At 69.1% G+C, this 19,184-nt stretch carries 19 protein-coding genes; 8 read left to right on the forward strand and 11 right to left on the reverse strand.

Annotation, left to right across the window (positions count from 1 at the left end; translation table 11 throughout):
* The first annotated feature begins 120 nt into the window (after positions 1–120).
* Positions 121–1,323 carry a pyridoxal-phosphate-dependent aminotransferase family protein gene (locus EIP85_RS04455; protein WP_127900959.1) on the forward strand — a complete coding sequence of 401 codons (1,203 nt, stop codon included), beginning with the start codon at positions 121–123 and terminating at the stop codon, positions 1,321–1,323.
* A 35-nt stretch (positions 1,324–1,358) separates the two neighbouring features.
* Here EIP85_RS04455 and EIP85_RS04460 read toward each other — a convergent pair whose 3' ends face one another.
* From EIP85_RS04460 to EIP85_RS04470, 3 genes are all read right to left on the reverse strand, one after another.
* Entirely contained in the window at positions 1,359–1,763 is a 405-nt protein-coding gene (locus tag EIP85_RS04460; RefSeq protein ID WP_127900960.1) for a DUF2177 family protein, read from the reverse strand.
* Between the two features lie 140 nt (positions 1,764–1,903).
* Positions 1,904–2,554, reverse strand: coding sequence for a ChrR family anti-sigma-E factor (locus tag EIP85_RS04465; RefSeq protein WP_127900961.1), 651 nt, complete (start codon positions 2,552–2,554; stop codon positions 1,904–1,906).
* Positions 2,555–2,556: 2 nt separating this feature from the next.
* Positions 2,557–3,123 carry a sigma-70 family RNA polymerase sigma factor gene (locus tag EIP85_RS04470; protein ID WP_241559889.1) on the reverse strand — a complete coding sequence of 189 codons (567 nt, stop codon included), beginning with the start codon at positions 3,121–3,123 and terminating at the stop codon, positions 2,557–2,559.
* Between the two features lie 197 nt (positions 3,124–3,320).
* Between EIP85_RS04470 and EIP85_RS04475 the strand changes: the two genes are divergently transcribed.
* From EIP85_RS04475 to EIP85_RS04490, 4 genes are read left to right on the forward strand one after another with little or no spacing between them, the layout of a single operon-like run.
* The gene (locus EIP85_RS04475) at positions 3,321–4,616 is read left to right on the forward strand and encodes an NAD(P)/FAD-dependent oxidoreductase (protein ID WP_127900963.1); all 1,296 of its coding nucleotides are present in this window, start codon (positions 3,321–3,323) and stop codon (positions 4,614–4,616) included.
* Positions 4,613–5,365 carry a DUF1365 domain-containing protein gene (locus EIP85_RS04480; RefSeq protein ID WP_127900964.1) on the forward strand — a complete coding sequence of 251 codons (753 nt, stop codon included), beginning with the start codon at positions 4,613–4,615 and terminating at the stop codon, positions 5,363–5,365. Before EIP85_RS04475 ends, EIP85_RS04480 begins: the two co-directional genes overlap by 4 nt.
* Positions 5,365–6,522 (forward strand): SAM-dependent methyltransferase, encoded by a 1,158-nt coding sequence (locus tag EIP85_RS04485; protein WP_127901171.1) that lies wholly within the window; start codon positions 5,365–5,367, stop codon positions 6,520–6,522. Before EIP85_RS04480 ends, EIP85_RS04485 begins: the two co-directional genes overlap by 1 nt.
* Complete coding sequence (locus tag EIP85_RS04490) at positions 6,515–7,258, forward strand: SDR family NAD(P)-dependent oxidoreductase (RefSeq protein ID WP_127900965.1); 744 nt, start codon at positions 6,515–6,517, stop codon at positions 7,256–7,258. Before EIP85_RS04485 ends, EIP85_RS04490 begins: the two co-directional genes overlap by 8 nt.
* Here EIP85_RS04490 and EIP85_RS04495 read toward each other — a convergent pair.
* Complete coding sequence (locus tag EIP85_RS04495) at positions 7,255–8,364, reverse strand: pyridoxal phosphate-dependent aminotransferase (RefSeq protein WP_127900966.1); 1,110 nt, start codon at positions 8,362–8,364, stop codon at positions 7,255–7,257. The two genes, EIP85_RS04490 and EIP85_RS04495, sit on opposite strands and share 4 nt — an antisense overlap.
* 109 nt (positions 8,365–8,473) lie before the next feature.
* On the opposite strand from EIP85_RS04495, the gene EIP85_RS04500 reads away from it, so the two are divergent.
* Positions 8,474–10,117, forward strand: coding sequence for an MFS transporter (locus tag EIP85_RS04500; protein ID WP_127900967.1), 1,644 nt, complete (start codon positions 8,474–8,476; stop codon positions 10,115–10,117).
* Between the two features lie 179 nt (positions 10,118–10,296).
* Here the strand turns inward: EIP85_RS04500 and EIP85_RS04505 are convergent, their stop codons facing one another.
* A complete protein-coding gene (locus EIP85_RS04505) occupies positions 10,297–10,761 on the reverse strand; it encodes a glycosyltransferase (RefSeq protein ID WP_164871638.1) in 465 nt (154 codons plus the stop codon).
* A gap of 66 nt (positions 10,762–10,827) precedes the next feature.
* Between EIP85_RS04505 and ygfZ the strand changes: the two genes are divergently transcribed.
* Complete coding sequence (ygfZ, locus tag EIP85_RS04510; protein WP_127900969.1) at positions 10,828–11,580, forward strand: CAF17-like 4Fe-4S cluster assembly/insertion protein YgfZ; 753 nt, start codon at positions 10,828–10,830, stop codon at positions 11,578–11,580.
* A gap of 313 nt (positions 11,581–11,893) precedes the next feature.
* Entirely contained in the window at positions 11,894–12,220 is a 327-nt protein-coding gene (locus EIP85_RS04515) for a DUF6280 family protein (protein WP_127900970.1), read from the forward strand.
* 216 nt (positions 12,221–12,436) lie between these two features.
* Here the strand turns inward: EIP85_RS04515 and EIP85_RS04520 are convergent, their stop codons facing one another.
* The 6 genes from EIP85_RS04520 to EIP85_RS04545 all read right to left on the reverse strand — a co-directional run bounded on the left by EIP85_RS04520 (position 12,437) and on the right by EIP85_RS04545 (position 18,988).
* The gene (locus EIP85_RS04520; RefSeq protein WP_127900971.1) at positions 12,437–13,264 is read right to left on the reverse strand and encodes a hypothetical protein; all 828 of its coding nucleotides are present in this window, start codon (positions 13,262–13,264) and stop codon (positions 12,437–12,439) included.
* Positions 13,265–13,333: 69 nt separating this feature from the next.
* Complete coding sequence (locus EIP85_RS04525) at positions 13,334–14,710, reverse strand: TolC family outer membrane protein (RefSeq protein WP_127900972.1); 1,377 nt, start codon at positions 14,708–14,710, stop codon at positions 13,334–13,336.
* 30 nt (positions 14,711–14,740) lie between these two features.
* On the reverse strand, positions 14,741–15,385 hold the full coding sequence (locus tag EIP85_RS04530) for a protein-L-isoaspartate O-methyltransferase family protein (protein ID WP_127900973.1): 645 nt from the start codon (positions 15,383–15,385) through the stop codon (positions 14,741–14,743).
* 939 nt (positions 15,386–16,324) lie between these two features.
* Positions 16,325–17,179 carry a glycosyltransferase family 2 protein gene (locus EIP85_RS04535; protein WP_127900974.1) on the reverse strand — a complete coding sequence of 285 codons (855 nt, stop codon included), beginning with the start codon at positions 17,177–17,179 and terminating at the stop codon, positions 16,325–16,327.
* Positions 17,180–17,259: 80 nt separating this feature from the next.
* Entirely contained in the window at positions 17,260–17,805 is a 546-nt protein-coding gene (gene nusG, locus EIP85_RS04540; RefSeq protein ID WP_127900975.1) for a transcription termination/antitermination protein NusG, read from the reverse strand.
* Between the two features lie 4 nt (positions 17,806–17,809).
* A complete protein-coding gene (locus EIP85_RS04545; RefSeq protein ID WP_127900976.1) occupies positions 17,810–18,988 on the reverse strand; it encodes an MraY family glycosyltransferase in 1,179 nt (392 codons plus the stop codon).
* Positions 18,989–19,184: the final 196 nt, after the last annotated feature.

Genomic DNA, 19,184 nt, shown 5'->3' on the forward strand with positions numbered 1-19,184 from the left:
ATCCCGGTGGGTGCCGCAGGCGGGGGCAGCGCCCGCCTTCACCCGCTCCGCGGCCCGAGCTGCATTGACGCCGGTGCGGCCCCGATCTAGCTCTGTCGGGCCGCGCTACGGAGCCCAGACATGAACCTCGCCAACGGTCGTCCCTATCTTGCCATCCCCGGCCCCTCGGTGGTGCCCGATCGCGTGCTTGCCGCGATGCACCGCCCGGCGCCGAACATCTACGAGGGCGATCTGATCGAGAAGACGGCCCGGATCGTCGCGGACCTGAAGACCGTGGCGGGCACGAAGGCCAATGTGGCCATCTACATCGCCAATGGCCACGGAGCCTGGGAAGGCGCGATCGCCAACCTTTTCTCGCGCGGCGAGAAGGCGCTGTCGCTCGCCACCGGGCGCTTCGGGATCGGCTGGGCCGATGCCGCGCGGCGGATGGGGGTGGAGGTCGACGTGCTCGACTTCGGCCGCTCGTCGACGGTGGATCTGGCCCGGCTGGAGGCCGCGCTTCGGGCCGATGCGGGTCACGAGATAAAGGTGGTGCTGACCACCCAGACCGACACCGCAAGCTCGGTGCGCAACGACATCGTGGCGATCCGCAAGGCAATCGACGCGACCGGCCACCCGGCGCTGCTGGCGGTCGATGCCATCGCATCGCTCGGCTGCGACGAGATGCGGATGGATGCCTGGGGCGTCGACGTGCTGGTTGCGGCGAGCCAGAAGGGGCTGATGACGCCCCCCGGCCTCGGCTTTGTGTGGTTCTCCGACAAGGCGCGGGAGCGCTGCCGCGGCGGCGATCTCGCCACGCCCTACTGGGACTGGGGCCCGCGCGCCGCGCCCGATGGCTATTACCAGCATTTCTGCGGCACCGCGCCGACGCATCATCTTTTCGGCCTCGCCGAGGCGCTGACCATGCTGGTCCACGAGGAGGGGCTGGAGGCCGCCTGGGCCCGTCATGCCCGCCTCGCCCGTGCGGTCTGGGCGGCCTTCGGGGCCTGGAACGCAGGCAATCCGGACATCGCGCTCAACGTCGCCGATCCCGCCTATCGCGGCCATTCGGTGACAGCCGCGCGGATCGGCGCGCCCTTCGGCACGAATCTGCGGAACTGGTGCGAGCAGCAGGCAGGCGTCACGCTTGGGATCGGCCTTGGTATGGCCGAGCCGAACGAGACCGCCTACCACGGCTTCCTGCGGGTCGCGCACATGGGGCATGTGAACGCCCATATGACGCTGGGCGCCCTTGCGGTGATGGATGCCGGGCTGAAGAGCCTCGGCGTGCCGCATGGCAAGGGCGCGCTGGAAGCAGCGGCGGCCGTGGTGGCGGAGGCCTGAGGCCCCCGCGCCCCAGCCGCTCGGGAGCGGTCCGTTCAGCCCACCTGCAGAGCACGCAGCGCCGCCACCCCTGCCCAGGCGGAGATGGCGGTCAGCACGGCGCCCCAGGTCACATCGACCGCCACCATCCGCGGCGACCAGTCCCGCATGATTGCGTAGCTCGTGAATTCATAGGTCCCGTAGGCCATCGCCCCCAGAACCGCGCCTGCGACCAGCGCCTGGCCCGGCGAGCCCGCGCGCAGGGCCGGGAGCGAAACCAGCCACAACAGCCCCGCGACATAGCCGAGGTAGAACACCGCCGCCGCGCCGAGACGCAGCGGATCGGCCATCAGCGGGCCGATCTGGGCCTCGAAGATCGGGCGCATGACCAGCTTCAGCATAACCGCATCGAGCGCGAGAAAGATGCCGGCGGTCACCAGATAGAGGACGAGGATCTGCATGGTGTCTCCTTTCGCATCCCCTACGCGGCAGCGCGCCGGATGGATCACAGCAGGCGGGACAAGACGGCACGGCGTTGGGTGAGCGGCGGGCAGCATGGCCGGTGGCATCCCCTGAGACGCCGGCCGGCCGGGCAGCCCGGTCAGATACGGAAGACGCGCTGGAGCAGCCGCGGCACGAGGGCGTTAAAGCGCAGCGGCGCGTCGGTCGCGGCGAGGCAGATGCAGGCCTCTCCCTCCATCGCGATCGGCGTATGTTCCAGATCCGGATCGCCCACCTGCACGTCGCCGCGCGCGTATTTGCCGGTGATGTCCTGAAAGGCACCCTGCAGGACCATCGTCATCTCCAGCCCGTTGTGGCCGTGATCCGGAACCGCCTTGCCGCCGGGGATGTAGAGAAGCCGCACCGACCCCTCCGGCCCCGCGGTCAGGATGGTCTGGCGGATCCCGGCGCCGAGGCTTTTCCAGCGCGGCGGGCGGCCGCCCAGTTCGGCCATCACTGCGGACGGATAGATCCCGGCGGGTGCGGGGATGGGCATCGCCTCGCGTGGAAGAGCCTCGACGGAGTCGAGCGCGGCCAGGGTGCGGGCACGGAGATCGGCATCGGGCGCCGCATCGGATGGCAGCGCGTCAAGCGCCGCGCCCGCAAGCGCCTCCTGCGCCTCGGCCGTCGCGCGGCAGGCATCGCATAGCGACAGATGCGCGGCCACGACAACGGCGAAGGCATGGGGCAGACGGCCGGACACGTAGGCCTGGACGATATCCTCCGGGATATGATGTTGAACCGGCGGCATGGTCAGCGAAGTTCCTTCAGCTCATGGCGCAACCGCTCCAACCCCAGCCGGATGCGCGATTTGATGGTCCCGAGCGGCACGCCCGTGCGCTCGCGGATCTCTGTGTGGGTCAGATCGCCCAGGAAGGACTGCTCGATCATCTGGCGCTGTTCGGGCGCCAGCTTCTCGAGTGCCGCGCGCAATGCGCGGGCCTCCTGGTCGAGGGCGAGGGTCTGGGCGGCATCGGTCTCGTCCGCCTCCTCTGGCAGGGCAAGCGCGTCCGGCAGGGGCCGGCGCTCGCGCCGCAGGTGGTCGATCTGGCGGTTACGGGCGATGCGGTAGATCCAGGCCGAGGCCTGGGCCCGGCTCGGATCGAACTGCCCGGCCTTGGTCCAGGCGGTCAGCAGCACGTCCTGAACCAGGTCGTCGGCCATGGCCCGGGTCATGCCTGATTTCAGCATCATCGCCGTCAGACGCGGCGCGAAATGGTCAAAGAGCTTCCCAAACGCCGCGCGGTCGCGGCGATCGCGTACGGCGATCAGCCATTCGGTTGGCGGAGAGAGTGCCCCCGCGATCGCTTCCGGCTCCATGTGCGCGCCCTGCCTGCGCGGCACAGCCCCCCCTCTCCGTCCGAAGACGGCGCTTGGGCCCTGCCCCTTCTGGATGTCTATCCCGCTCAGCATAGCCCTTCTACGCTCAGGGCCAATGGTTGGATCACCGGTGATCCGTCGGCTCGACAAAATCGTAATCTCCTGATGAAAAGTCCAAGCGATCCAAGGAAGACCTGATGTCCTTCGATGCCCCGCCAGATCTCAATGGCCCAGTGCCCCGCCGCGTCGCCGTTATCGGCGGCGGCATATCGGGGATGGCGACGGCGCTTCTGCTGGCGCCCGGGCGTCAGGTGACGCTGATGGAGGCCGAGCCGCGGCTTGGCGGTCATGCCCGCACGGTCGTGGCCGGCAAGCGCGGCGACCAGGCGGTCGATACGGGTTTCATCGTCTTCAACTATGCCAATTACCCCCATCTGACCCGCCTGTTCGCCGAACTCGACGTGCCGGTCGAGAAGAGCGACATGAGCTTCGGCGCCAGCCTCGACGGCGGGCGGCTGGAATATGCGCTCCGAAGTCTCCCCGCGCTTTTCGCCCAGAGGCGCAACCTCCTCCGGCCGGGCTTCCTCGCCATGCTGCGCGATATCCTGCGCTTCAACGCCGAGGCCGAGGCGCTGGCCGAGAGCCGGCCCGAGATGACGGTGGCGGAACTGACCCGAGCCCTCGGCCTGGGAGAGGCGTTCCGGCGCAATTACCTGATGCCGATCTGCGGTGCGATCTGGTCGACGCCGGCGGCGGAGGTGGGGGCGTTCCCGGCGAAAAGCCTGCTGCGCTTCTTCCGCAACCACGCTCTTCTTTCACCCAAGGGCCAGCACCAGTGGTGGACCGTTTCCGGCGGAAGCGTCGAATATGTCCGCCGCCTATCCGCCCGACTTAAGATGATCGGGGTCGAGATCCGCACCTCCTGCCCCGTCCGCAGCGTCAGCCGCGACGAGACCGGCGTGACGATCCGTGCCGAAGGCGGCCTGCCCGAACGGTTCGACGCGGTCGTCATGGCCTGCCATTCGGACCAGGCGCTCCACCTGCTGCGCGATCCATCGGCGGCCGAGCTTTCGGCGCTATCGGCGGTGGCCTACCGGCCGAACCGCGCCGTCCTTCATGCCGACCCCGGCCAGATGCCGCGCCGCCGGGCCTGCTGGTCCTCCTGGGTCTACCAGTCGGAGCGGCGGGGCGAGAACGCGGGCGTCGGCGTGACCTACTGGATGAACCGGCTCCAGAACATCCCCGAGAACGATCCGCTTTTCGTCACCTTGAACCCGCAGCGCCCGATCGACCCGCGGCTGATCTATAACGAGGTGACGTTCGCCCATCCGGTCTTTGACCGCGCGGCACTGGCGGCGCAGGAGGCGATCTCGGCCATGAACGGCGCGCAGGGCACCTGGTATGCCGGGGCCTGGCTGCGCTTCGGTTTCCACGAGGACGGCTTTGCCTCGGCCCACCGCATTGCCCGGGCGATGGCTCAGGTGCAGGCATGAGCGCCTGGCCCGAACATGTGGCGGGCGAGACCACCCACGCGCGGCGCGGGTCCATCGCACATGCCTTCCGATACCGCACCGATTACGTGCTGATCGACCCCGAGACGCGGCAGGGACCCTGGCTCTTCTCGCGGAACGCGGTGAACCTCGCTTCGGTCGATGACCGCTGCCATGGCGGGGTCCGCGGTGCAGGCGAAGGCGCCGCCTGGGCGCGCCGCGCTCTGACCGAGGCGGGCGCGCCGGAGGGGCTGTCGCTCCGTCTCCTCACCCAGCCGCGTTTCCTTGGCGTCTGGTTCTGCCCGGTGAGCTTCTGGCTGGCCTTCGAGGGCGCGGCGCTGCGCGCCGTGATCGCGGAGGTGTCGAACACCTTCGGCGAGCGCCACTCCTATCTCTGCGCGCGCGAGGGGTTCGAGCCCATCGGCCCGGCCGATCGGCTGGCCGCGCGGAAGGTGTTCCATGTCTCGCCCTTTCAGGACGTCGCAGGCGGCTACAGCTTCGCCTTCGACATCACCGCGGCGCGGATCGCCATCCGCATAGCACTGTCTGACGGGCCCGAGGGCGTGATCGCCACGCTCACCGGCCCGCGCGCGCCGCTCACCAACCGCGCGATCCTTGCCGCGGCGCTGCGCCGTCCTTTCGGCCCGCTGCGCACGCTCGCGCTCATCTACTTGAATGCGCTGCGCCTGCGCGCCAAGGGCGCGGCCTACCGCGCGCGGCCGCTTCCGCCCGCACATGAGGTCAGCCGATGATCCCCTTCGCCACCCGCCGCCTGAAACGCGATTTCCTCGACGCCTGCGCCTGCCTTTCGGAAGGCCGGCTTCGGCTGATCACCCCGGAGGGGGAACGCCATGACTTCGGCAGCGCCGGGCCGGAGGCCGAGATCCACATCAACGACTGGGCCGTGGCAAGCGCCGTCGCTGCGCGGGGCGATATCGGCTTCGGCGAGGCCTATGTCGCCGGCCTCTGGGACGCCCCCTCGATCGAGGGGGTAGCCTCGCTGGCGCTGACGAACCTCTCCCGCCTCGGTCCCGCCGCGTCCCCCGGGGCGTTCCAGCGGCTGAAGCTGCGCGCGATCGACCGGGTGCTGCGCGCCAATTCCCGCCGCGGCGCCTCGCGCAACATCCGGGCGCATTACGACGTGGGCAACGAGTTCTACCAGCTCTGGCTCGACCGGACGATGACCTATTCCTCCGCCCTCTACGCGCCGGGCGACGACCTGGAGCGGGCGCAGGCGCGCAAGTACGACCGCATCCTCGACCGCATCGGCCCCTCGGTGGAACGGGTGCTGGAGGTCGGCTGCGGCTGGGGCGGTTTCGCCGAGCGCGCCGCCGAGAGCGGGCGACATGTCACCGGCCTCACGATCTCTCCCGCCCAGAAGGGCTATGCCGATGCGCGGCTCGACGGGCGGGCGGAGATCCGGCTGCAGGACTACCGCGACGCGGGCGGGCGGTTCGACGCCGTCGTCTCGATCGAGATGGTGGAGGCGGTGGGCCTGCGCTACTGGCCGACCTATTTCGCCATGCTGCGCGAGCGCCTCGCCCCCGGCGGCCGGGCCGTGCTGCAGGCGATCACCGTGCCGGATGCCAATTTCGAGGGCTACTCCCGCCGCTCGGACTACATCCGCCATCACACCTTCCCGGGGGGCATGCTGCTTTCAGACGCGAGCATCGCCGAACAGGCTCGCCTGGCGGGCATGAAGGTCACCGACAACTTCGCCTTCGGCAGCCATTACGCCGACACCTGCCGCGCCTGGGTGGAGCGGCTGGAGGCCGCCGCCCCGCGCATCCGCGCCCTCGGCCGGGGCGAGGGCTTCCTGCGCAGCTGGCGCTACTACCTGCACATCTGCGCCGCGAGCTTCGCGCTTGGCCGTGCCGACGTGGTGCAGGTGGAGCTGGCCCATGCCTGAGGCCCCCGCTCCCGGCCCGACCCGGGCCGCCTGCTGGTGGATCGTCGGCGCGAGCGAGGGGCTCGGCCGGGCCTTGGCGAAGCGGCTCGACGCCGAGGGCGCCTCTCTGATCCTCTCGGCCCGCAATGCCGAGCGGCTGGAGGCGCTGGCGGCCGAGTTGCGCGACGCCCGCGCGGTGGTGATGGACGTGACCGACCCGGCCTCCGTCGGCGCGGCGGTGGCGGAGGCGCGGCCGGTCGACGGGATCATCTATTGTGTCGGCCTCTACACGCCCATGTCGGCGCGGGAGTGGCAGGCGGAGGCCTCTGTCGCCGTGGCGGAGGCGAATTTCATCGGCGCGCTGCGGGTTCTGGGCGCGGTGGTGCCGGGGTTTTGCGCGCGGGGGGCGGGGCGCGTCATTCTGATCGGCTCGCTTGCAGGGTTCCGGGGCTTGCCCGGTTCCATCGGCTACGGCGCGAGCAAGGCCGCGCTGATGCACCTGGCCGAGAACATGCGCGCCGACCTGCGCGGCACGGGCGTATCGGTGCAGGTGGTAAACCCGGGCTTTATCGACACGCGGCTGACCAAGCAGAACAGCTTCCGCATGCCCTCGATCATGTCGCCCGAGGCGGCGGCCGAGCGGGTCCATCGCGCAATCCGGCGCCGGCGCTTCGCGACCTCGTTCCCCTACCCGTTTGCGCTGATCTTCCGCGCCGGCCCGCTGCTGCCGCTGCGGCTGTTCCAGGCGCTGTTCTAGCCCTGGCGGGCCGCGACGAGCGCCTCTGGCAGGGCCCCGGCGAGGGCATCGAGCATCGGATCGGTACCACAGCTCACCCGGATGCAACGGTTCTGCGGCGCGACGAAGGGCATGCGCACGAAAATCCCGCGCGCCACCAGCCCATCGAGCACGCGCCGGGCGAAGGCGCCGTCCCGCCCGCAGTCGATGGTCACGAAATTCGTGGCCGAGGGCAGCGGCACCAACCCGTTCTGCTTTGCGATCGCGCCGATCCGGTCGCGGGCCTGGGCGACCTTGGTCTTCACCCCGGCGAGATAGCCCTGGTCCGCCAGCGCGGCGAGCGCGCCGGCCTGGCTGATCCGGCTCATCCCGAAATGGTTGCGGATCTTGTCGAAGGCAGAGATCACTCCCGGCGCGCCGATGGCATAGCCCACCCGCGCGCCTGCCATGCCGTAGCCCTTTGAGAAGGTGCGCATGCGGATCACCCGCAGATCGCCTGGGTCGATCGGCGGCGCGGTGCCTTCGGGGGCGAGGTCGATATAGGCCTCGTCGAGCACGAGGAGGCTGCCCTCCGGCACCGCGCCGATCATAGACTGGATCCGCGCCGCGCCATGGGCGCCGCCCATCGGGTTGTCGGGGTTGGCGAGGTAGATGAGCTTGGGGTGGACCTCGCGGGCGAGCGCGATCAGCGCCTCCGGATCCTCGGCATCGTCGCGGTAGGGCACCTTGTGGAGCGTGCCGCCATAGCCCGCGACGTGAAAGTTGAAGGTCGGGTAGGCGCCGTCAGAGGTCACGACCGGGTCGCCGGGGCCAACCAGGAGGCGGACGAGATAGCCCAGAAGACCGTCTATCCCCTCGCCCACCATGATGTTTTCCGGCGCCACGCCATGATGCGCGGCAAGCGCGTGACGAAGGTCGTGGTTCTCCGGGTCGCCGTACATCCAGCAGTCGGCGGCCGCAGCCTGCATCGCGGCGATGGCCTTCGGCGAGGGACCGAAGACCGATTCGTTGGCCCCGATCCGGGCGGTGAAGGGGCGGCCAGAGGCGCGTTCCTGGGTCTCCGGCCCGACGAAGGGGACGGTGGCGGGAAGGCTCTCGGCCAGGGGGGTGAAGCGGGGTCCTGTCATGGCGGCACTGAAGCGGATTTCCGGCAGTGCGGCAAGCGGCTCGCTGCGCCCGGTGGGGGGTTGAGCTTCCCGCCGCAGAGGCGTCATATCAGCGCAGCGGAGGGGCCAGATGGACCAGGAGTTGAGAGGACAGACCCGCCAACCGGTGTTTGCGCCGTTGGCGAACCGGAGCTACCGGGAACTGTGGATCGGGTCCAACGTCTCAAACCTCGGCACGCTGATCCAGACCGTCGGCTCCGGTTGGCTGATGACGCAGCTCGCCGCCTCGAACGGCATGGTGGCCCTGGTGCAGGCGGCCAACGTCCTGCCGCTGATGGCTTTTTCCATTCTTGCCGGGGCGCTTGCGGATAATTTCGACCGCCGGACGATCCTGGTGTCGGCGCAGGTCTTCATGCTGGTCGTCTCTGGCGTGCTGGCCCTGCTGGTCTATACCGGGATGGTGACGCCCTGGATCGTGCTTGCGCTGACCTTCCTCACCGGCTGCGGCACCGCGCTCTACAGCCCCGCCTGGCAGGCCTCGGTGGGCGATATCGTGCCGCGGAATCTGGTGCGCGGGGCGGTTTCTCTGAACTCCATGGGGTTCAACCTGATGCGCTCCGTCGGGCCGGCGCTGGGGGGCGTGATCGTCGCAGCCTTCGGCGCGGGCGCGGCTTTTGCCGTCAATACAGTGAGTTATTCGGCCCTGATCACGGCGCTGATGCGCTGGAAGGCGCCGCCGCGCGACAAGCACCTGCCGCGCGAGGCGCTGGGGACCGCGCTGAGCTCGGGGCTGCGCTATGTCTCGATGTCGCCGGCGCTGATGCGGGTGATGGCGCGGGGCGCGCTTTTCGGGCTGGCGGCCTCCTCGGTGCTGGCGCTGCTGCCGGTGGTGGCCGCGGATGTGCTGAAGGGCACGGCGCTGACCTACGGGATCCTGCTGGGCGCCTTCGGGGTGGGGGCAATCGGCGGGGTTTTGGCCTCCAGCCGGCTCTCCGCCCGGCTCAGGAACGAGGCGATGGTGCGCCTGGCTTTCCTGGGATTTGCCATTGGAGTCGAGGGGTTGGCGGCTTCCCGGATGCTGATCACCAGCGTTCCGGCGCTGATGATCTGCGGGGCTGCCTGGGTGCTGGCGCTGTCGCTTTTCAACGTGACGGTGCAGCTTTCGACGCCGCGTTGGGTGGTGGCGCGGGCGCTGTCGTTCTACCAGACGGCCACCTTCGGCGGCATGGCGGCGGGCAGCTGGCTCTGGGGCGCGCTGTCGGACCTGCACGGGCCGGTCTGGTCGCTCTCTGTTTCCGGCGCGGTGCTGCTGGCGGGGGTCTTCGCCGGGCGCTGGATGGGGATGGCGGAGTTCGACAACCTCAACCTCGACCCCGTCGGCGCCTGGCGCGAACCGGCGCTGAAGCTGGACCTGCGCGGCCGCTCCGGCCCGGTCATGGTGATGATCGACTACGAGATCGCGCAGGAAGATGTCGAGGAATTCCTGGGCCTTATGCGCCAGCGCCGCCGCATCCGCATCCGCGACGGGGCGCGGCAATGGGCGCTTTTGCGGGATCTCGAAAACCCCGAGCTCTGGACTGAAAGCTACCATGTCCCGACCTGGACGGACTATGTCCGACATCAGGAGCGGCGGGTGCAGGCGGATGCCGACGTGGCCGAGCGGATCTGGGCGATGCACAAGGGCGAGGCACGCCCGAGGGTGCATCGGATGATCGAGCGGCAGACGGTGCCGGTGCATGACGACATGCCGCTGAAGATGACCGACGTCACCTGACCGCCCGCAAAAGCCTGGAAACGCTGAGAAATCCGGCTACCGATTCAGCACCGTTTTCGCACAGCTTTCGCACCGTAAAATACCGCAAATCGGGACGGTGCCCTGCCCTGCGGCGCAACGCCCGCTTTTTCCTGGCGGAAATACTCCGGGGGTCCGGGGGCAGCGCCCCCGGCCTTCGCTCACTTCAGCCGCACCCCGCGCCCCATCGCCGCCGCCGGCCCGGAGGCCAGGGCCTGCGGCATCAGCAGCCACGGCCGCCCCGGCCGCAGCCGGTTCCAGAGCCCGCCGCCGGCGGGGCGGGCGGGCAGCCGGCCCAGGGTTCCGGCGGCGGTTTCGAGGTGGCGCAGCAGGCCCTCGGTCCAGCCCGGGGCGGGCAGCGTGTCCGGCGCGGGGATCAGCAGCCATTCGCCGGAGGCCCCGGCGATCCCGCGCTGCAAGGCCTCCGCCCGCACGGGCGAGTCCTTCAGGATCACCGCGCCCGCGGCCTCGGCCAGCTCCAGCGTGCCGTCCTTCGAACCGCCGTCGACCACGATGACCTCGCGGATCAGCCCGTCGGCCAGCGCCTCGCCAAGAACGGAGAACTGACGGGCCAGCATCGCTTCGCCATTCGTCACCGCGATCACCACCGACACGGGCGCGCGCATCGCCTTCTCCCTGTTCCCTTGCGGTTGTGATCCTATATGTCGGGGACGTGCCATGGGGAGAAAAAAATGTCAGCCGGCCCGAACGATCGCCGCATCCTGCGCCTGACGGGCAAGGATCGGGAAACATTCCTGCAGGGATTGGTGACGAATGACGTCCGCCGCCTTGCGGAGGGGCCGGTCTATGCCGCGCTGCTGACGGTGCAGGGCAAGTACCTTGCCGATTTTCTGCTGATCCCTGACGGCGAGTCGGTCCTTCTCGATGTGAAGGCCGATCTTGCCGATGCGCTTGTGCGCCGGCTGACGATGTACAAGCTGCGCGCCGATGTGCAGATCGCGGAGAGCGGGCTGAGCGTGCGCCGGGGCCTTGGCACGCCGCCGGAGGGCGCAGTGGCGGACCCGCGCCATCCGGCGCTCGGCTGGCGGCTCTACGCCGCGGATCCGGGGCCGGAGGAGCCGGTCGACTGGGATGCGCTACGCGTGGCCGAGATGATCCCCGAGACAGGGGTCGAATTGATCCCGGATGACACCTATATCCTGGAGGTGGGGTTCGAGCGGCTGCACGGCGTCGACTTTCGGAAGGGCTGCTATGTCGGCCAGGAAGTCACGGCGCGGATGAAGCACAAGACCGAGCTGCGCAAGGGTCTCGCCCAGGTCGAGATCGAGGGCGCGGCAGCACCGGGCACGGCGATCCTCGCGGGAGAGAAGGAGGCCGGCACGCTGTTTACCCAGGCCGGCGGCAAGGCCTTGGCGCATCTGCGCTTCGACCGGGCCGAGGGCGAGATGACGGCGGGCGCGGCGCGGCTGCGCCGAGTCGGCTGAGGCTGCGGCGGAAGACGGGTCCAAACCCGCATCCGGCGTGACAAAACCGGGCGAAAACGGGGCCTTGGCGTGGACTTCACGGCGAGGCTTCGCCGATGTCGCAGATTCTTCATCAAATGCTTGATGGAAAGGGGCTGCGCGCTATATATGGACGGTCTCCAGGGGGCATTCAGACGAAATGCTGTGGTAAGGCACCCAAGATATGCCGCTGACGCATATCTGACATTCCCTTGTGGGGATACCGAATCGGGCCGAAACCGCCATATTCGCCGGACACCCGGCAGACGCAAGAGCAAGAATAAAGGACGATATGATGTTCGATCTCGTTGACGGCACCGCGTTCAACCACGAGCAAGGCCAGCGGGCGCGCAAGCTGTTCGCCGCCGTTGTGCTCGCGGCGTTGGACGATGCGATTGCCGACGACAAGAAGTACGGCAACGGCCCGGACCAGATCGCCCGCTGGGCGCGGTCGCGGGACGGCCGTGAAGTGCTCTCCTGCGCCGGGATCGACCCGAACGAGCGCGTGGTGAAGGGCCTGATGGAATTCGTGGCCAAGGGCGTGCGGACCTCCGTCGCGCTGTCGCGCGAGGAAAGCGAACGCCGCCACGCGGCCGAGCTGGAGCAGGCGGAAGCCGCCTGAACCACCGGGCCAATCCGGCCAAGGCAGTGCGCGCCCCTCCGGGGCGCGTTTTGCATTTCGGGCGGCGGGTTGAGGTTCGGGCTGGGCAGTGCCGGGAGTACAAGCGACAGCGCTGCATGAGCGACGGGGCTGCGAGCGCCACAGTGGGGCCTGCGGGCCCCCTGCCCTTTTGACGGTCACGCGGGATACGGAACGGGGCCAGCCGGCCCCGGCGGGTCACTCGCCGCCGAACTGCTGGCCCGCCAGAGCGAGCTTGATCTCGGCCCGGATCAGCTTGCGCAGGTTGCGGGTCATCCGTTCGCCGAGCGTGCCCTGAAGTTCCTCGCGGATCACCGAGCGGATGATCTCGCGCAGCGCCTCCTCGTCCAGCTCTTCCGGCTCGGTCTCCCCAAAGACGGGCGTGGCTTCGGGGGGCGCGGCTTCGGGGCCCTCGCCCGCCGAGCGGTGATGGGCAAACTGCGGTACCGGCTCGGGCTTCTTCTGCCAGCCGGCGGTCGCCGGCCCGGGGGCCGCGGGCGCAGCGGGGGCGGCTTCGGGCGCCGTATCCTCCGCTTCGTCGCGATAGGCGCGGCTGCGGGCGGTGAAGGCCAGCGGCGGCTCGGGGGGCTCCTCCTCGGCAGAGACGGCCATCGGGGCCTCGGCGGCCTCGTCCTCGTCCTGCGGCTCGGGCAGCGGTTCGGAGAGATAGGCAGAAGGCGCGACCTCGGAGCCGTCAGGCTCGAACTCGCCCGTGGCGCTGGTCACGGTCGCTTCGAGCACCGCGATGCGGTCATGCAGCGCCGGGGCGGCGGGCTCAGGGCTTTCGGCCGCGTCGTCATTGGCGGCCGACTGCGGCGCCGGGGAGGCTGCGGGCGGATCCTGGGGGATCCGGAAGGCCGGGGTAAGCACCAGTTTATCAACCGGTTCCCCCGACGTCGCCGGCGCGGGCGTTTCCGTGCGGGCGCCGCGTTCCGAACGGAACGGGTAGCGCTGCTCCTCCGAGACCAGCCGACGGATCGAGGAGAGGACATCCTCGATCTCGGTATTCGTCATGCGATCCGACATGCCTGCATCCCTACTGCCCCCGATGGAACTCTACCGCCGAAGGGGTCGGGATACAACAACGGGTGGCGGTTACTGCCCCGCAATCCGCTTCATGATGCGGTCGAGCGCCTTGGCCTGCGAGCTGAGCCCGGAGGCGGGCGCGTGCCGCACGGCATTGTAATAGGCGGCCGGGTCGTAGCTGGGCACGCCGAGCTTCAGGTGATCGGCGGTCAGAAGGCCCATCGAGGCCAGAAGCGAATAGACGGCCTGCTCCTGCGTCGTCTCGGCATTGACGAGCGAGACCTTGGCGTTCAGCAGCGTCTGTTCCGCCGTCAGCACGTCGAGCGTGGTGCGCGAGCCGAGCTTGGCCTCTTCCCGGACGCCCTCGAAGGCGACCTGTGCGGCGCGGACCTGCTCGCGGTTGGCCACGATGGAGGAGCGCGCGACGGAGAGCTGCGACCAGGCGTTGTCGACGTTCTGCTGCACACCCACCGTGGTCTGCATCAGCGCGGCCATGGCCTGGTCGCTGTTGGCGACGGCCTGACGGTAGGCCGAGGAGATCTTGCCGCCGGCATAGATCGGCTGGGTCAGCGTAACGCTCAGCGTGTTGCCGCTGTTGCTCTTGTTGTCGATGCCGGCCTCGGCGGTGGCCGAGAGGTTCGGGCGGGTGCCGTCCTTGGCACGCTCGACGTTCCACTTGGCGGCCTCGACCTGGTGCTGGGCCTGCAGGACGGACGGATGCTCGCGCACCGCGATGGCCTGGGCGGCGGCGAGGTTCTTGGCCGTGGCGGGCGCCGTCGGCGGCGGGCTCAGCTTCGTCGGGTAGCTGCCGGTGGCGGCCTTGAAAGCCTCGCGCGCGACCTCGTAATTGCCGCGGGCGGCGACCAGCCCGGCGCTGGCCTGGGCCAGCGCGGCCTGGGCCTGGGCGACGTCGGTCTTGGTGACCTCGCCCACGTCGAACTTGTCCTGCGTCGCCTTCAGCTCCTGCTTCAGCACGTTCACGTTGTTCTGCTGGAGCGAGACGGTCTGGCTGTTCTGCAGCACGCCGAGATAGGCCGAGACGGCGGAGAGCAGCACCTGCTGTTCGACCCCCACCAGCGCCTCACGGGTCGCCAGGACGGTTTCCTTGGCGGCGTTGATCCCGGCGCGGGTGCGGCCGAAATCGTAAAGCGTCATCGAGGCCGAGAGCGCCAGCGTGCCGTAAAGATTGTTGTAGTAGGTCGCGGCCGTGGCCGGCGTCTGCACCTTGCCCTGGGCGACGAAGTTGAGCACCGGGCGCAGAGCGGAAACCGATTGGGCCACGCCCTCGTCGGCGGCACGCAGGACGGCGCGGTTCTCTTCCAGAAGGTGGGAATGGCGGTAGGCCATCACCAGCGCATCGGTCAGCGTTTCCGCCTGCACCTGCGGCGCCAGGACGGCCGCCGCAGAAAGGGCGGCCAGGAACCGCCCGAAGGTCACTTTACGCATCAGCCTCACTCCTGCTCGTCGTGCGCCAGCCTAGAGGGCGAAGGCCCGCACCTTTTCGAACCCCGGCATGACCGGGGCATTTGCATTGAAGGAGAAACGCCAAGTGATGGCGCCATCGATCTTGTGGCCGATCCGGCAGATGCCCAGCGCGCCCTCGGCGAAGAGCGCGGCGATACGGCCGCCCTCCTTCAGCTGCGCGGCGATCGCCTCGGGCAGCACCTCGATCGCACCTTCGACGACGATGGCGTCGTAGGGTCCCTGCTGCGGGGCGCCCGCGGCGGGCGCGCCCGAAACCAGCGTGACATTCGGCACGGAGGCGAGCGCGGCCTGCGCGGCCTCCGCCAGCGCGCCCTCCTCGACCGAGACGACCTCGCCCGCCAGATGCGCGATCAGCGCAGCGGAATAGCCGAGGCCGCAGCCGAGATCGAGCACCCGCTCGCCCTGCTGCAGGTCGAGCCCGTCGAGCATCTTGGCCAGCGTCCGGGGCTCCAGCATCACCCGGCCGTTGCCGAGGGCGAAGTTCTCGCCCGCATAGGCGGCCTCGCGCCGGGCTTCCGGAACGAAGGCCTCCCGCGGCACGGTCAGCATGGCTTCTATGATCGGGAACTTCGTCACGTCGGAGGGACGGACCTGGGTATCGACCATGACGGTGCGGCGGGCGGCGAAGTCGGGCATGTCTGAACTCGTCGGTCTAGTTTCCTTGCCGACTATTGCCACATAAGATCGGCCTCGGCAACCACGTCCGGCGGCGCGGAATGGCTTGCGTGGCATAAACACATGGTATACGTGGGTCGCCGCCCGAGGCGAGTTGGCGGAGAGGTTACGCAGCGGATTGCAAATCCGTGTAGACCGGTTCGGCTGGTGTACCCGCTTCTGGGTACTGTTCCAACTACCCGTTGTTTTCCGCCGGGGATTCGCGATCAGCACCCCTTGCGCGAAGTTTGGATCGGGTTCGCCCGTACTCGTTCACACAACTCAGCATAGTAACCCGCCTGATCAACCCGCGTGACGTGGCTGTGGTCAGGCGTACGCACACGGTGCGAAGGTCCTACCTCGCCACGGCGCAGGGTTAGATTCGTCTAATCGGCCAACCGAAAATGCGCCCGGACGCTTCGGGCCGCACGGTTGCGCAGAATCGGATTGGCGGTGCTGTTCGCGACGGGGGTGCCACGGAAGTTCCTCCGCCCTTTCCGGATCCTTCAAGCCATCGGCTCAGTCGTTTCGAGGTTGCTGGCCGATCCATGCCGAAGTCGTAGCCACAATACGGCCGTTCCGGCCAGGCGCGGCAACGTCTCCTCGACTTGGCCCGATCCGCCTTCGGCACCAACAGGTTCGAGACTATGAGCGGGGCATGACCGAAAGCGCGAAGGGCGGCAAACGCCTCGCGATGAAGTCCGAGGTCAGCGTCGAGGGGAAAGGCAAGACAGATGACAATCTGACCGGAGACGACGACGCCCCCCCCCCCCCGCGGAGCGCCGGATCTTCCGAGATGGGACGAGGACGTGACAGGGTTGTCCGAAGCGCGTTAGCGAGCCGCGCACCGGATCTGGCGGCCCAGGCGCGCCAGTTCGCGTAGCACTTTCCAGGTGGAGGGCGCACTCATCCCGTCGGCCCCTAACTGCCCAGCGTCCCCGACAACACCCCCCGGAAGAAGCCCAGCTGCTTGGCCCGCTTGCGCCGCGACAGCAGGACCAGCGGCGAGAGGAGTTGCGTCGTAGCGGAAAGAAGGGCGCGGGCGGCGGCGAGGGGCTGGCCGTGCTTGCGGGCGGCGTAGACCCGGCTGCGCCCCATGTGCCAGGCCTTAAGCGCCGCGACCTCGGCGTTCCGCACGCTCGATCGGCCGCCCTGGTGCCGCACGACCGCGGAGCGGATGAACATGAGAGGGCCACGTTCCGCCTTCAGGCGCAGGCTCAGGTCGTCGTCCTCGTGGTAGAGGAAGATCAACGGATCGAAGCCGCCCACCGCCTCAAAATCGGCGCGGCGCAGGAAGAGCGCGGCCCCGGAGAGGACAGGGACTTCGCGATCCGCCTCCGGCCAGCCTCGGGGCAGGCGTGCGGCGCGGGGCAGCAGCACCGATCCGCGCTTGAAATAGGCGCTGCCGTCGGCCTCCTCGATGCGGGGATTGAAGCCCGACGCCCCGGGGTAGCGCCCCGTGGCGGCGACCAGCGCCTCCAGAGCGCCAGGGGCGAGGGTGGCATCGGGGTTGAGGAAAAGCAGATACTCGGTTGTCGCGAGGGCCGCGCCCTGGTTGCAGGCGACACCGAAGCCGCGGTTCTCCGGGTTGCGGATCAGCCGGGCGCCGTGGCGGGCGGCGGCGGCCTCCAGCGCGGCGGCATCAGAGGACGCGTTGTCGACCAGGACCACCGGCGACGAGGGCGGCAGCGAGGCCAGCATCTGAGGGATCACCGCCATGCTGTTGTAGCAGACGGAGACGATGGTGACGCGATCAGGGGCGGAAGCTTCGCTCATGGCTGCGGCTTAGCGGAGCGGCGCGGCCTTGTCATCGCCTTTGGAGCCGGGGCGGCATGGGCCTCGCCCGCGTCCCCCACTCAGGCCCTGACCAGATCCTCCGGCACGACGCCGACGCGGGTGCGGCGGCCGAGGAGGTCGAGCAGGAACCAGACCCGGCGGTCGGGGGTGACGGCCTCGATCGTGGCCACGAAATCGGCGAAGGGGCCGCGCAGCAGGCGGACGCGGTCGCCGGGCCCGAGCGTCTCGGGCGGGGTCAGAAGGCCGTTCTCGTTGCAGCGCAGCTGGAGGTCCTTGATCAGCCCGGGCGGAACGGGGCGCGGGCCTTCGGTGCCGAAACCCACGAGCCGGGTGACGCCGCGGGTCGAGTTGATCGCGCGCCAGCCCGGACGGGCGGGATCGAAGCTGACGAAGACATAGCCGGGAAAGAGCGGGACCCAGGGCAGGTCCACCCCGGAGGTCCGGCGCGGGTTCGAGGGCAACTTCGGAAGGAACACGTCGAACCCCTGACGGTTCAACCCGCGCAGCGCCATATGGAGCATGTTCGGCCGCAGCTGGGCGACATACCAGGGGGCATCGTCGTCCGGCCGGTCCTCGTTGGTCTGCGTCCTGGCGGTCTGGGTCATGCGATCAGCGGGTGGCATCTTGCAGAACGGGTTCAGACATCTCGGGTTCCACCACCATCACGGGTTCCGGCGCGTGCCCTTCTGCGGGCTCCGGCGCGGGGGCAGGCTGCGGCGCGACGCGAGGCTCGGGCCGGGTCTGCCCCCGGGCCTTGCGGGCGACCAGACCGTAGGCGAGGCGGTAGAGGACGAGGTTGGCGGCCGCAGCGATCAGAACCAGCGCCGGGCTCTGCCAGGCCAGAAGGACGGCCATCACGGAGGAGATCAGGGGCAGCGACCACAGCAGCACGCTCGAAAGCGAGTTGCGCAGGACCGGATCGGCCACCCGCCCTTCCAGCGCCTTGAAGGTCAGGCTGTGCAGATGCAGCCGGTCGGGCTGCCCAACCGCGCCGCCGCCCTTCCCCATCCGCCGGACGATGGAATAGAGCGTCTCGCTGACCGGGTAGATGACCACCAGAAGGCCGATGACGGGCGAGATATCGGCGTGCCGTGCCGGCAGTGCCACGGCAAAGGCCGCGATCAGGAAGCCCATGGAATAGGCGCCGGCATCGCCGAGGAAGATATAGCCGCGCGGGAAGTTGATCAGGAAGAAGCCGCCGACGCCGGCCATGCTGAGAAGGACGATGGAGAGCAGGGCGTAATCGCCCTCGATCCCGGCGATGGCGGCAAAGGCGCCGAGCAGGATCATCGCGGTGCCCGCGGCAAGCCCGTTGCAACCGTCGATGATGTTCATCGCATTGGCCACGCCGCCGATGGCGAAGCCGGTGAACAGCACCGCGACTGCCGGCACGCCAAGGAGCACGTCCACCGGCCAGAGGTCGAGGTGATGCAGCGAATAGCCGGTCAGCTCTGCGAAGAGGGCGCCGGCGAAGATGGTGGCGAGGAAGCGGGCGCGGACGCCGACCTTCTTGGTCAGGTCCTCCCACAGGCCAGCGGTGAAGGCGGGCAGCGCCCCCAGCACCACGAACCACCAGAGCGGCCCGCCGTGGGTGAGCAGCGCGCCCCCGAGAAGCAGCCCGCCGGCCAGGCCGAGCCCGCCGACGCGGGGCACAGCGCCTTGATGGATCTTCTGGGCCCCCTGTACGCCGTCCAGCGTCAGGTGCCCGTGAAGGTGGCAGGTTCGAACAAGAAGCCAGCAGGTGATCAATGAACCCGCGAATGCAACAAATGGCGGCAGCATAGACATCAATAAAGACTCCCACTCGGTGCGCACCGGCTAACTGCCGGCCAAAAACAAACCAGCCGGCAAAACAGGGCCGGCATTCTCACGCACCGCACGGCCCCCACCCTGGAGGCGATTACTGTTCACGTCCCCCGATCCATCAGGCGCAACCCTGAGGAGACAACCGAGGCCGCCCAAAACGGCCCATAACTGGGAAAAA

Source organism: Solirhodobacter olei (assembly GCF_004010155.1).
GTDB lineage: Bacteria > Pseudomonadota > Alphaproteobacteria > Rhodobacterales > Rhodobacteraceae > Solirhodobacter > Solirhodobacter olei.